General features: G+C 60.8%; 9 protein-coding genes and 2 tRNA genes. 5 read left to right on the forward strand and 6 right to left on the reverse strand.

The window, feature by feature from the left end:
* Window positions 1–123: 123 nt before the first annotated feature.
* The 3 genes from AXK12_RS02005 to AXK12_RS02015 all read right to left on the reverse strand — a co-directional run bounded on the left by AXK12_RS02005 (window position 124) and on the right by AXK12_RS02015 (window position 5,107).
* Window positions 124–198, reverse strand: a tRNA-Met gene (locus AXK12_RS02005).
* A 253-nt stretch (window positions 199–451) separates the two neighbouring features.
* Complete coding sequence (locus tag AXK12_RS02010) at window positions 452–2,779, reverse strand: TonB-dependent siderophore receptor (protein ID WP_068711103.1); 2,328 nt, start codon at window positions 2,777–2,779, stop codon at window positions 452–454.
* Window positions 2,780–3,022: 243 nt separating this feature from the next.
* The gene (locus tag AXK12_RS02015; RefSeq protein WP_068711104.1) at window positions 3,023–5,107 is read right to left on the reverse strand and encodes an ATP-dependent DNA helicase; all 2,085 of its coding nucleotides are present in this window, start codon (window positions 5,105–5,107) and stop codon (window positions 3,023–3,025) included.
* Window positions 5,108–5,205: 98 nt separating this feature from the next.
* Here AXK12_RS02015 and AXK12_RS02020 point away from each other — a divergent pair, with 98 nt between their 5' ends.
* Entirely contained in the window at window positions 5,206–7,287 is a 2,082-nt protein-coding gene (locus AXK12_RS02020) for a heavy metal translocating P-type ATPase (protein ID WP_231863485.1), read from the forward strand.
* 343 nt (window positions 7,288–7,630) lie between these two features.
* Here the strand turns inward: AXK12_RS02020 and AXK12_RS02025 are convergent, their stop codons facing one another.
* The gene (locus AXK12_RS02025) at window positions 7,631–8,236 is read right to left on the reverse strand and encodes a L,D-transpeptidase (protein WP_231863486.1); all 606 of its coding nucleotides are present in this window, start codon (window positions 8,234–8,236) and stop codon (window positions 7,631–7,633) included.
* Here AXK12_RS02025 and AXK12_RS02030 point away from each other — a divergent pair.
* Both AXK12_RS02030 and AXK12_RS02035 read left to right on the forward strand, forming a co-directional pair.
* The gene (locus AXK12_RS02030; protein WP_068711107.1) at window positions 8,217–9,251 is read left to right on the forward strand and encodes an aspartate-semialdehyde dehydrogenase; all 1,035 of its coding nucleotides are present in this window, start codon (window positions 8,217–8,219) and stop codon (window positions 9,249–9,251) included. The two genes, AXK12_RS02025 and AXK12_RS02030, sit on opposite strands and share 20 nt — an antisense overlap.
* A gap of 227 nt (window positions 9,252–9,478) precedes the next feature.
* Window positions 9,479–9,555, forward strand: a tRNA-Val gene (locus AXK12_RS02035).
* Window positions 9,556–9,970: 415 nt separating this feature from the next.
* Here AXK12_RS02035 and AXK12_RS09480 read toward each other — a convergent pair.
* Both AXK12_RS09480 and AXK12_RS02040 read right to left on the reverse strand, forming a co-directional pair.
* Window positions 9,971–10,105 (reverse strand): PIN domain-containing protein, encoded by a 135-nt coding sequence (locus tag AXK12_RS09480; protein WP_269446579.1) that lies wholly within the window; start codon window positions 10,103–10,105, stop codon window positions 9,971–9,973.
* Complete coding sequence (locus AXK12_RS02040; protein ID WP_231863487.1) at window positions 10,083–10,307, reverse strand: hypothetical protein; 225 nt, start codon at window positions 10,305–10,307, stop codon at window positions 10,083–10,085. The genes AXK12_RS09480 and AXK12_RS02040 overlap by 23 nt, the downstream gene beginning before the upstream one ends.
* 841 nt (window positions 10,308–11,148) lie before the next feature.
* Between AXK12_RS02040 and AXK12_RS02045 the strand changes: the two genes are divergently transcribed.
* Together AXK12_RS02045 and AXK12_RS02050 are read left to right on the forward strand one after the other, a co-directional pair.
* On the forward strand, window positions 11,149–11,412 hold the full coding sequence (locus AXK12_RS02045) for an AbrB/MazE/SpoVT family DNA-binding domain-containing protein (protein WP_068711109.1): 264 nt from the start codon (window positions 11,149–11,151) through the stop codon (window positions 11,410–11,412).
* Complete coding sequence (locus tag AXK12_RS02050) at window positions 11,412–11,738, forward strand: type II toxin-antitoxin system PemK/MazF family toxin (protein WP_068711113.1); 327 nt, start codon at window positions 11,412–11,414, stop codon at window positions 11,736–11,738. Before AXK12_RS02045 ends, AXK12_RS02050 begins: the two co-directional genes overlap by 1 nt.
* Window positions 11,739–11,999: the final 261 nt, after the last annotated feature.

Genomic DNA, 11,999 nt, shown 5'->3' on the forward strand with positions numbered 1-11,999 from the left:
TGCGCATTTTTGAGGGCGACCCGTGCGCGCTGGCCTTGGCCTAGTGCGTCTATGCCGGCACTTTTTTTCGTCGCGCGTGTTGGCGAGCCGTCTGGCGAAGCAATAATGACGCTTCGGGAGGCGTGGTGCCAGAGGCCGGGATTGAACCGGCGACCAAAGGCTTATGAGTCCTCTGCTCTACCACTGAGCTACTCTGGCAAATAAGCGCGGTGCGGGAACACAGCGTGGTGAGTCACCTAGCTCAAGTTTTTTCTAATGCTTAGGGTCTGTTCTGTTTCCGTTTCAAACGCGCGCCGCGACGGAGGCAGGTTTTCCACTGCGCGTGGTGCGGCGGTCAGTGACCGCTTCCATTTAATTAGGGAATTGGCCCCGTCGCTTCGCGACGAAACCAATTCCCTAATTTGAAGTCCCTTCTCTTGTCGCGTTGCGACAAGGAAGCGGTTACTGAGCGTTAGAACTTCCAGGTGAGGGAGCCGTAGAGGTTACGCGGCGTGCCGGGGACGATGAGGTTTCTGAAGTCGGCGGCGGCGTAGTAGTCTTTGCCTAGAGCGTTGGCGATTGTGAGGCTGTAGCTCCAGTTTGCGCGGGCGTAGCTGATGGTCGCATCGACTATTGTGCGCGAGGGCAAGTAGCCGGAGGGGCGGTTGGGGATCAGCTTATCGGGGGTCGATGCGGGCGTGTAACCGGAGATGTTTTCGATGGGGCTTTCGCCCATGTAGGTCGCGCCGATGGCGAGTGCGAGGCCTTTGGTCGGGCCGCTCAAAAACTCGTAGCGCAGGTACGCGTTGGCCATTTCTTCGGGGACGCTGGCGAGCATGTTTCCATTGGGGTCGCGGCTGGTGGCGTCTGTGTAGCTAGCGATAATCGAGAGGCTGGGGGTGATGGAGCCGGTGACTTGGTACTCCCAGCCTTCGGCGGTGCGCGAGACGATGATGTCGGGCAAGACGGTGGGCGGTGGCGGGTTCGAGAAGTTGGCGGGGTTGTAGATTCCGTAGCCGCTTTGCTCGATTTCGTAGTAGGCGATGGAGGCGATGATGCGGCCTTCGAGGAAGCTGCCTTTGAGGCCGATTTCGTCTTGCTCGCCGACTGAGAAGGTGGGCGCGAGCCCTTGGCTGACTTGCTCGAAGTTGCCCACCGGGACGGCGTTTTCGGTGTGGCCGTAGTAAACCGAGAGGTTTTGTATCGGTTTTACCACGACGCCGTAGTTGTGCGTGGCCTTACTGCCGGCCCCGGGGAACATTTGTCCGGCGCTGCGCGTGGCGGTGGCGGCCCAGAGTTTGTCGCCGTAGTAGCCGTTGAAGGTGAGGTGCGAGATACCGCCGGAGAGGACGAGCCGTTCGTTGAAGAGTTGGAGCTGCTCGGTGAGGTAGACTTGGTAGCGTGTCTCCGCGTTGCGCCGCATGGAGGTGAGTGCGCCGCGCGTAATGTCGCCAGTGGGGTAGTGGGCGACGCGGGTGTCGAGGGCGGGGACGCTGCGAGGGCGTACGTCGCTATTGGTCGCGCTGTAGGCGTAGGCGAAACCGATGAGTGTCGTGGATTTCCACTCGGCGTCGTCGACGATGTACGACCAGTCGTTTTGCAGGTCGCGGTAGCGGTTGTGCCGCTGGGGGCCTTCGGTACCGCCAAGCCGGAAGATGGGCGACATTTTGGGCGCGGGGATGGGGGCGTAGGGCGGGTTGGGGTCGTAGATAAAGTCAGGATCGTACTCGCCGGTCAGCGGGTTGCGGTTTGTCCAACCGGCGGGGACGGGTGTCTCGAAGTTTGTTCCTACGCGAGACTCGCCGTAGGGTTGGCTCGACTGGGCAACGCGGCCCGCGAGGCGCACTGAGAGTTGGTCGGTCACCGTCGAGGTGAAGAGTGCGGTGGCGGCGTGTGCCTCGGCCATACGGAACTCGGAGTGGCGGCCATAAGTGGGGTTAAACGTGCGCGGGAGTCCTTCCCAGGTTTTGAGCGGTGTGCGTGTGCCGACGGAGGGATCGGCGGGGAGGCCCACGTCGTTAGTCGCCTTAAAGTCGTAGTATTCGTAGCGCAGCGTGAGGTTGCTCTGTGGGGCGATGCGCCAGGTGAGCGAGGGCGTGATGAGGAGCGAGCGGCGCGTGTGCCTAGACACGTAGCCGTCACTGTCTTGAGCGGCGACGACGGCGCGGTAGGCGAAGTTTTGGCTGATGGGGCCGGTGACATCGAGCTCGGCGCGATTGGTGTTGTACTCGCCGACTTGGACTTTGACCGAGCCGCCGGGCGTGAACTGCGGCTTCTTGGTTACGAGGTTGATCGTGCCGCCGGGCGCGCCGCTGGGGTGCAGGAGCGCGTCGGGGCCTTTGACGACTTCTATGCGCTCGACGCCGCCGTGGTCGTAGTTGGCGAGGTCGGTCGTGCTAAAGCCATCGACGCGGCGGCCGGTGATTTCGAAGCCGCGAATCGCGAGCCGGTCTTGCGCGCTGGGCAGCCGTGCCTCGCCAACACCCGCGACGTATTTGGCGACATCGAGCACGCGCGCCGCGCCCACGTCGTTAATGAACTCTTGGGTGAGAACGGTCACGGTGGTGGGCGTGTCCATAATATTGGCGGCGATACGACCACCGGCTGCGGCTGCCGCGGATTGGTAGCGCGCGGGGGCGGCAGACGAGACTTCAAAGACCGAGAGCGTGACGAGCTCTTGATCTTCGGTTGATTGGGCCGCAGCGGAGCTGGGGTGTGGCGTGGGGGAGCTTTGTGCTAGGGCGGCGAGTGTCGAAGCGAGTGCCGCGACAGCCGAGAGAGCGAGTCCTCGATATATCATAACTGGGGAATGGAGGGGTTGGGGTTAGGGGATGAGTGCTCATCCACCGCTGAGCGGCGCGAGAGCAAACGAACCGTTCCCAAGTCGCCAAAGTTCTGCAAGTCCCTCTAGTTAAGCATCTTTACTACCTTGGGTATTAGGGGAATATAGGGGAGCGCTTATCCCCAGTCGCAAGCGTACGAGGCCAGAAGTATTCTCTGATAGAGCTGGCGAGGGTATGGCAGCAGAACCTTGCGCCGCGTCCTATCCAAAAATCTCGTCGCGTGTTTCCCTGTTTATGCGGGTGATGTTGCGCGTGGGGAGGCTGCCTAAGAAGAGTCGTCCGTAGCTTTTCGCCAAAACGCGCGAGTCGAGGATCGTGACTAGGCCGGTGTCGCTCGCTGTGCGGATGAGTCGGCCCACTCCTTGGCGGAATTTCGTTAGCGCATCCGGCAAGGTCAGTTCGGCAAAGGGGTTTCCGCCGCGTTCGCGGATGTGTTCGCACTTGGCCTCAACGATGGGGTGCGTGGGCTGGCCAAAGGGAAGCCGCGTGAGGATGACTTGCGAGAGTGCCGGCCCAGGCACGTCGATCCCCGTCCAAAAGCTATCCGTTCCGAAAAGCACCGCGTCGCCCTCTGCCCGCATGCGTTCGGCGAGTTCGGTTCTCGATAGGTCTTGGCCTTGCATGAGGAAGGGCCGCCCGAGTTTTAGGTAAATGGGCTCCAGCGCGGCAGCGACCGCGCGCATGTCGTTATAACTGGTAAAGAGGACGAGTGAGCCGCCGCGCACGCGCTCGGTGCAAAAGCGCACGTAGTCGCCTAAGACTTCAATCGCGAGGCGTGCGTCCTCCCGCGAGGGGAGTGGCACATCGCTCGCTACGAAAACGCGCATGCAGCGTGCGTAGTCGAAGGGAGACTCGACGATAACGCTTGGCGTATTCTCTGCGCCGATACGGGCTGCGTAGGGCTCCATTTTTCCGCCAATCGCGAGTGTCGCACTCGTGCAAAGCACGCTCGTGCCCCCGCTAAAAATTTGTCGGCGCAGCTCGGCGGCGATATCGATAGGCGCACTGCGCAGTGCGATAATCGTCTGCCGCCGCCCGCCTCGCTCGGCCCAATAAACGTGCCCCGGATCACCGAGTGTAAGCCACTCGGTGACGCCTTTTTGGAGGCCGCGCACGCGGCCCGCGTGTTCGAGGAGTTCTTCGCGGTCGTGGCCTTCGTCGAATTGGTCAGCGGTTTTTAGAATCAGCCGGTGCAGCGCACCGAGCGGGCCGTCGAGTAGTGGGGTGATGGTCTCGGCGTCGCGCACGCGGACGATTGTGCGCGTGCTCAACAGTTGCTGGTGGACGAGTGCGAAAAACTGCTGCGCGGCCTCTGCCGCATCGAGCACGAGTTGCCGCCCTTCTGGGTGGCCAAACTTTGCCAAAAGTCCGCGCGAGGTCTTCGGGTTGTAGAGTGCGGTGAGCGTGCGATTTACGCTATAACTAGAGAGCGATAGGCCGAAGTTTTCGGTGGCGACTTCGGGCACGGTGTGCGCCTCGTCGAGCACGAGAAAGTCGTCTGCGTAGAGGATGCCGCGTGCCTCGCTCTCGGTCGTGCCCGCGTAGGCGCGACCGGCACCGGCGTTGAGCAGCGAGAAGAGCAGCGCGTGGTTGACGATGATGACCTGCGAAGAGCGCAGCCTCACTTTGGCGCGTTGGTAAAAGCAGCGGGTCGGGTCACAGTTTTTGCGCGAGCAAGTCGCCGAGGCGGCGTTAACGGCTTCCCAAATTTCGGGACGCGGCGGGGGCTGGAGTTCGTGTCGCAGGCCGTTCTCGCTGGTTTGCGCCCACTCGGCTATCCGCTGGAGCTCCTCGTAGTCGCTATCGGCAAAGAGCGAGGCGCGGTCGGCCAGCGCGCGCGCGAGCCGTGTCGTGCACAGGTAGTTGGCTTTACCGAGAAGCACGCTCGCCTGAAATGTCGCGTAGGGCGCGAGCTCCGGCACGGCGGAGAAGAGGCGGCGGCAAAGCGGGAGGTCTTTTTTCTCCAACTGCTCTTGGAGCGCGATCGTGTGTGTCGAGACGATGAGTTGGCGCGATTGGTCGATGGCGTGAATGATGCCCGGGAGCAGATAGGCGAGCGATTTGCCGACGCCGGTGCCTGCTTCAAACATCAGCGGCGTGTCGCCTTCGAAGGCGGCGGCGGCGGCCCGCGCCATTGACTCCTGCTCGGGGCGGTGCTCGAGCGAGAGCGTTTCTTGGAGCCACCCGCCTTCGGCAAAAAGCTGCGCGGCGAATTTCTGCGCGTGGTTCGGCAAGCTTGCGGGAGGCTGCAGCCCAAAGTCGGTGTCGTCACGCAATCCAATCATGAAGAAGAGGCAGGCAAGAGAGCTGCCTCTCGCTAGCAAATGAAAAGGCCGCGACGCATCTGCTTGCGGCCTGATTTATTAGGGGCATGCCTAGCCCTATGTCGGACGCCGCTTCGCATTCGCATACTCACCCGCACCCAGGTTTGGACGCGGCGCACTCGTCGCAGCAGGGTCACCACGACCACGATCACTCGGAGTGGCGCTTGTTGACGGCACTCGCCGCCGCGTGTGGTGGGCTTGGCTTGTTGGGCTTTGCCGCTGCGCATGCGTTGCCGCAATTTCCTTGGGCGAGCCATGCGCTGTATTTTGCGGCGATCCTCGCGGGCGCTTGGGATGCGGCTAAAGACTCTTGGGAAAACCTCCGCGCGCGCCGCCCGATTGATATTCACTTCCTCATGCTCGTGGTCGCGCTCGGTGCGATGGCTATCGGAGCATGGGGCGAGGCCGTGCTGCTGCTCTTTCTCTTCTCGGCATCTGGTGCGATGGAGGGCTACGCGATGGATCGCACGCAGTCGGAGATTAGCGCGCTCTTTAAGTCCGCACCGAAGATCGCGCTGCGCATTGACACGGAGGGCCACGAGGCGGAGGTCCCAGTCGATGAGCTGCGTCTCGGCGACCGCGTCCGAGTAAAGCCCGGCGCGCTCTTTCCTGCCGATGGCGAGGTCGTCGCGGGCCGCACATCAAGCGATGAGTCAATGCTTACTGGCGAGTCCGTGCCAATCGACAAAGGCCCGGGCGATGCCGTTCTCAGCGGCACGCTCAACCTCTGGGGCGCGGTTGATTTTACCGTCACCCAGCTTCCGAGCGAGAGCACGCTGCAAAAAGTCATCCGCCTCATCCAGACCGCGCAAAAACTCCGCGCGCCGAGCGAGCGATTTACGCAAAAATTTGGCCCGGGCTACACCTATGGCGTTATCGCGGCGGCGGGGCTGCTGTTTCTCGTGTGGTGGCTGGGCTTTGGGGTGCCGGCCTTTTCAAACACCGAAGAAACCAGGTCGGCCTTTTACCGTGCGATGACGCTGCTCGTCGTTGCGAGCCCCTGTGCGCTTGTCCTCTCAATCCCTTCGTCGATTCTCGCGGCAATCGCTTGGGGCGCACGGCACGGCGTGCTCTTTCGCGGTGGGGCGGCGATTGAACGCCTAGCGCGCGTTACCGCCGTTGCGTTTGATAAGACTGGCACACTCACCACGGGCGAGTTGGCGGTCGTCGGCTGCGAGAGCATTCCGGCTGGGCGCGAACGCGAAGTCCTCGAGTGCGCTTACGCGCTGGAGGCGAACTCCCAGCACCCGATTGCGCGCGCCATCGTTGCCCACGCAAAAAACGCAGCCCTGACCTTGCACGAAATTGACGGCTTCGAGTCGCTGACAGGGCAGGGGGTGAAAGCGGAGATTTCTCCCGTTGATGAGAGGGCGGGACTCCAACGAGAGGCCCGTAAAATAAAAGGGGCTGCGACCCTGGGGCGGAAAACTCTCTTCGAGGGCGACGCGGACTTTCATGATTGGGTAGATCAGTTTTCCCCTGCTCCTGAGGCGACGACCGAGGTTTGGCTCCGCACCGAAGGGCTAGTGGGCCGCATCCTCCTGCTCGACGAAGCCCGCGAAGCCTCGCGGCCCGTGTTGCGTTTGCTGCGCGAACTCGGGCTTAAAACCGTAATGCTCACTGGCGACCGCCGTCCCGCTGCCGAAGCTGTTGCGCGAAAGCTCGGGCTCAGCGAAGTCCGTGCCGCGCTCTCGCCAGAAGGGAAAGTGGCCGCCATCCAAACTCTGCGCGGCGAGGGCCACCAAATCGCGATGCTCGGCGACGGGGTTAACGACGCGCCGAGCCTGGCGGCAGCCGATGTAGGCGTGGCGATGGGGGCGCGCGGAAGCGACGCCGCGCTTGAACAGGCCGAGCTCGTCCTGATGCACGACAAAATTGAAAACTTTCTTGCGGCACTCAGGCTCAGCCGCCGTGCGGTTGCCGTGATCCGCCAAAACCTCGTCATCTCGCTCGGTGTGGTTGGCGCGATGGTCGTGGCGACACTTTTGGGTGTCGTGCCGCTGTGGCTGGGCGTCGCCGCACACGAGGGCAGCACCTTTCTCGTAGTGGCAAACTCCCTACGACTGCTCTTTGGCCGCCACAAAGAAGACCCGCCACCGCTCCTCTTCTGCGAATGGTGGCGTGCCGCCTCGGCCACTTAATGAGTGCCACTACGCGTGGGGCGGCAGGCTGTGCCTGCACCCATTTACAGAGCCGCTTGGTTGCCGTGCATTCGCACAGCAGCCAAGCGGCTCTGTGAAAAGGATCCCAAACTTGGAGGCGGGAGTTTACTGGTGATTTTTCCCACCTCGCCCAAACGGGTTATCACTCTACTTTCCTTTTTACTCCTCTGCCTGTCGCGATGCGACAGGCGGAAGGCTTTCAAATTTGGGATTTCGCTTTCGCGCGATAGCGCGATGAGAAATCCCAAATTGAATGGAAGCGGTCACTGACCGCCGCCCCACGCGCAGTGGAAAAGTCTTCTGGGAACAGGCGCTAGGGCGCTCACTCGATTAAGACTAGGTCGCCGGTGCGGACTTCTTCGTAGAGTTCGATGATGTCGAGATTGCGCATGAGGATGCAGCCTGCACTGAAGTTTTGGCCGATGCGCGATTCGTGGTTGGTTCCGTGGATGTAGATGTAGCGCGAACGCGTGTCGCAGTCGCCGCCGCGATTGACCCCGTCCTCTAGGCCACCGAGCCACAGGATGCGCGAGGTGATGAGATTGCCGCTGCCGGGACTGTCTGTTGCTCCGCTCAATCCCTGCTCGCTTAGCGGTAACTCGCTAAAGTGCTGTCCTGTCGGAACACGGCCCTTGAACACCATGCCGATGGGTTGCCCGCTGCCGATGCGCTCGACGATTTCGTGGAGCCCGCGTGGCGTTCCCAGTGAGCCTTTCTGGTTGGAAGGCGGGCGGCGCGAGGTGGAGACTAGGTAGCTTTTTACGAGCTGCGCGTTGCGGAAAAGCTGCAAAGTACCGCCGTCGATGCTGACGAGTAAGACACGCGCTGTGGGCTTGATACCCCGTTGGGTACAGGCTTGTGTGACTCGCTCCCAAGGCTTCATCTGCGGACTTTTCTCCCGATTTTTTATGGCAACTTCATCCTTCACTGTGGGCATCGTCGGGGCGACCGGCGCGGTCGGTCAAGAACTGCTCCGGCTCCTCCTAGAGCGCGATTTTCCGTGTGAGCGGCTGCGGCTTTTCGCTTCGGCGCGCTCGGCGGGGAAGGTGATTACTCAGGGTGGGCAAACGTTTACAGTCGAGGAGGCGCGGGCAGGCGTTTTCGGTGATATCGATCTCGCATTTTTTGCGGCGGGCGGTGGCGTGACTCGCTCGCTCGCGCCCGATGCAGTCGCGGCGGGCTGCGTCGTCATCGATAAAAGCTCCGCTCTGCGGATGGAGCCCGATGTGCCGCTCGTAATCCCCGAGATTAACCCCGAGGGACTGCGCCAACACAAAGGCATCATCGCCAACCCGAACTGCTCGACTGCTGTGATGCTCATGGGCCTGTGGCCCTTACACAAAGCCTTCGGGCTAAAGCGCGCCATTGTGGCCACTTACCAATCCGTCTCCGGCACTGGAGCCGAAGCCGTGCGCGAACTTGAGGGACAGGTGCAGGCACACGTCGCGGGTAGCCCGATTAAGGCGCAAGTTTACCCGCAGCAAATCGCGTTTAATTGCCTGCCGCACATCGACACCTTCGGGCCCGACGGCTACACGGGGGAAGAGACCAAGATGGCTCAAGAGTCGCGAAAAATTATGGGCCTGCCCGAGCTGCGCGTATCGGCGACGACCGTGCGCGTGCCTGTTGTTCGTGCGCACTCGATCGCGGTGAGTGCTGAGTTTGAGCGACCGGTCGACCTCGCCGAAGCGCGGCGAGCGGTGAGCGAGTTTGAAGGCGCAGAGCTCATCGACGCCCCCGAAAACAACAGCTATCCGACGCCGCTTGCGTTTGCCGAAAAAGTGAAGTGTGGGGTCGGGCGACTACGCCGCGACACCGCATTTGATAATGGGCTCTCCTTTTGGGTCAGTGGCGACAACCTCTGGCGCGGCGCGGCCCTCAACGCACTGATGAACGCCGAACTAATGATTCGCGAAGGCTGGCTCAAACCGAAGAAAGGGTGATACCGAGTGGTGGCACTCGTGAATTTCCCTGCGGGAGACGTGCCCTCCACCTGCACGCTCTCGCTCGGCTCCCAGCGCACGAACATTTGGCGAGCTCGCGCTTCAACGCATTCGCTCTGGCCTAACTGAAGTTGAGAGCGCAGGGGGAGGGCGTTGCTCTCTGCACTACTTGAAAGAGCTTGTCAGCGAGGCCAGAACGCGGCTTGCTCCGCACTTTCGCACTTTGAGGACGGCTAGCTCAGTTGGTTAGAGCATCTCGTTTACACCGAGAGGGTCGGGGGTTCGAGCCCCTCGCCGTCCACCAGTGCAGAGGCGCAGAGAGGAATCGCATCTGGAGGCTGTGAGGAAATGTTAGGGTTTGTGCGGTTTTACTGGTAAGTTGCCTCGACGAATGCGCACGAAAACTCTCACAGGCCGTCCTTTAGCTCCTTAACGGTTACTACCGCGACAAACTCTCGGCCAAATGCCTTAACCTTAGCGGCGAGTGTCTTTGTCGTAGGTGAGAGCGGTGCAGCCTTATTCTTTTCTCGTGGCAGCTAGGTAGCAATCGGAGAAGTCGAGCTTTGCGTTTGTGGTCGCTGCGTAGATTAGGATGGCTTCGTGGGTGGTGACGTCGATAGCCAGACTAGGGATAAGAAGAAGCTGGAGAAGAGCCGCGTTAATCTGCAATCGGCTCGCGGCGTAGTGCGCCTTCAGAGCCCAAGTAAGCTCGGTAATGACTACAGTGGGAACGTAGATGCTCGCGGGGTCGAGTCCTCAATGAGTGCGACGGTGTCTTCGGTTTGCTCGGGTGGCTCGTCGCGCATGATGTAGCGCACGAGAAGATTCGTGTCAGCGACCGCGACGTATTTCATCGTCTCGTTTTCCGATGACTTCTCCGGCTTTTCTGCGTACCTCTTCTTTATCGTAGGGGATGGGCCGTGCTAACTCATGGAGGAAGCCTGCCGCACTGCCTGCGTAGTAGACGACAGGGCGGCCCTTGCTGCGCAGGCGGACAAAGGGCGTGCCTTCGGGCATGCCGCAAATCATGCGGGGTGCGTATCCCTTGGGTGGCATGGTTGGAGAGTTGGGCGATTCTGGCGAGTTGTTGGCAGTCATGTTGTTTTCTGTTTAGCGATGACGGGTTAAGTTGCGCCGAGGAGTGCGCGAAGTCAAGGGCTGGGCGTCGCGAGGTGCTGGCTTAGGGCGTCGGAGCGGGCCTTTGCCGATGCGGTTACATTGTATTTGACGCCCGTTAGCTCGAATAGCGAGGGCTTGTCCCCCCTTGTAGGGGGCCAGCCTCATCTCGCGTAGACTTGCTTCGTAAACGAAGAGGCACGTAAGAAGAATGAGGTATTACTACTACTTACGTTGGTTTTCCTTGCGCCGCCGGATCTTATCGCCACCGCCCATATGCCAGTAGTAGGGCCGCCCGATGATTGGGATAAGCTTCCAGTTCTCCAGCTTCGACAGATCTGCCTCTAGGCCCTTTTGCTGCTCCTTGTGGATTTTCTCCCAATCGCTCGCAGGATAATCCGCCCGCGACAGTTTTGACGGATCCTTGAAGCCTTCCGCAATCGCATCAATGCCGACTGCCTCCTTCGTTCACCTTGGACTCTTTCTTGAACGCAGATCTTGCCGCCGCTAGCGTGTTGTAAACCCCTGCCTCGTAGAGCGAGAAGGCAAGTCCCAAGGTGCGCGTTGCGGCCTCACTCCCTACGACGCGGCGGCGCGGGCGGCGGAGCTTATGCTCCAGCATGCTGCAAGCAACCCCGAGGGCGGCATCTTAATGGCTCCTGAAGAGGTTAAATCGCTTGTGCCAGAGCATTTGCACGAGATTGCTGGCAAATAGATATTTGCAGCTTTTAAAATTGTATTGGTTATGTTATATACAAATATAACTTATAGAGGTAGCGCCATGCACACAACCAATCTTCGCAAAGTCGGCGGCTCGGTCATGTTGGCTGTCCCGCCTGCACTGTTGGACGCTTTACAACTGACGGCAGGCGCAAAAGTAGGGCTGGCCGTAGACAATGGCCGTCTCGTCATCGAGCCAGCGGGCCGACCGCGTTACACAATGGCCGAGCTACTGGCCGACGCCGAAGCCGCTGGAGCGTACCCGCTGCCAGCCGAAGAACGCGAGTGGGTCGATGCCCCAGCAGTCGGTAGGGAGCTGATATGATGAAGCGGGGCGAAATTTACATGGTCGATCTGGAACCAACAGCGGGCCATGAGCAGCGCGGCCATAGGCCAGTGCTGGTCGTGTCATCGGAAGCATTCAACCGGCTGACGCAATGCCCTGTGATCCTACCCATCACCAACGGCGGCGGCTTTGCTCGCCGGGTCGGTTTCGCTGTGCCGATCAGTGGCATCAAGACAACCGGCGTTGTCCGTTGCGATCAACCCCGCGTCCTCGATCTAGCCGCTCGCAATGCGCGTAAGGTGGACACGCTCCCGCCTGCAATCATGAATGAAGTCCTAGCCGCAGCCGCAACGCTTTTTGAATGAGTGTTTCAGCCTCGCCAGTGGCCACGGCTCGCATAATCAACATCAACGGCGGTAAGGCCCAAACTTCGAAAGGACCCACATTAATGACTCTCGGCGGCAGCAAGTGGCTGCGGCAAATGCTGACTGCGGCAGAAATCCCCCGTCTTTAGGCGGAGGGGAGGATATCAGTACGCTAAAAACAGCGTGTCCGCTGTCTGCCGACCCTCGCGCAAGTCCTCCATTATTTTCCCGTGTGCGCTACGGTCAAAACTCGCCTCCAGC

The organism is Cephaloticoccus capnophilus, assembly GCF_001580045.1.
Lineage (GTDB): Bacteria > Verrucomicrobiota > Verrucomicrobiia > Opitutales > Opitutaceae > Cephaloticoccus > Cephaloticoccus capnophilus.

Bases quoted from the DNA above. Each gene is read 5' to 3' on its own strand.
- AXK12_RS02010 (WP_068711103.1), bottom strand. From the start codon at position 2,779: ATGATATATCGAGGACTCGCTCTCTCGGCTGTCGCGGCACTCGCTTCG.
- AXK12_RS02015 (WP_068711104.1), bottom strand. From the start codon at position 5,107: ATGATTGGATTGCGTGACGACACCGACTTTGGGCTGCAGCCTCCCGCA.
- AXK12_RS02020 (WP_231863485.1), top strand. From the start codon at position 5,206: ATGTCGGACGCCGCTTCGCATTCGCATACTCACCCGCACCCAGGTTTG.
- AXK12_RS02030 (WP_068711107.1), top strand. From the start codon at position 8,217: ATGGCAACTTCATCCTTCACTGTGGGCATCGTCGGGGCGACCGGCGCG.
- AXK12_RS09480 (WP_269446579.1), bottom strand. From the start codon at position 10,105: ATGAAATACGTCGCGGTCGCTGACACGAATCTTCTCGTGCGCTACATC.
- AXK12_RS02040 (WP_231863487.1), bottom strand. From the start codon at position 10,307: ATGCCACCCAAGGGATACGCACCCCGCATGATTTGCGGCATGCCCGAA.
- AXK12_RS02045 (WP_068711109.1), top strand. From the start codon at position 11,149: ATGCACACAACCAATCTTCGCAAAGTCGGCGGCTCGGTCATGTTGGCT.
- AXK12_RS02050 (WP_068711113.1), top strand. From the start codon at position 11,412: ATGAAGCGGGGCGAAATTTACATGGTCGATCTGGAACCAACAGCGGGC.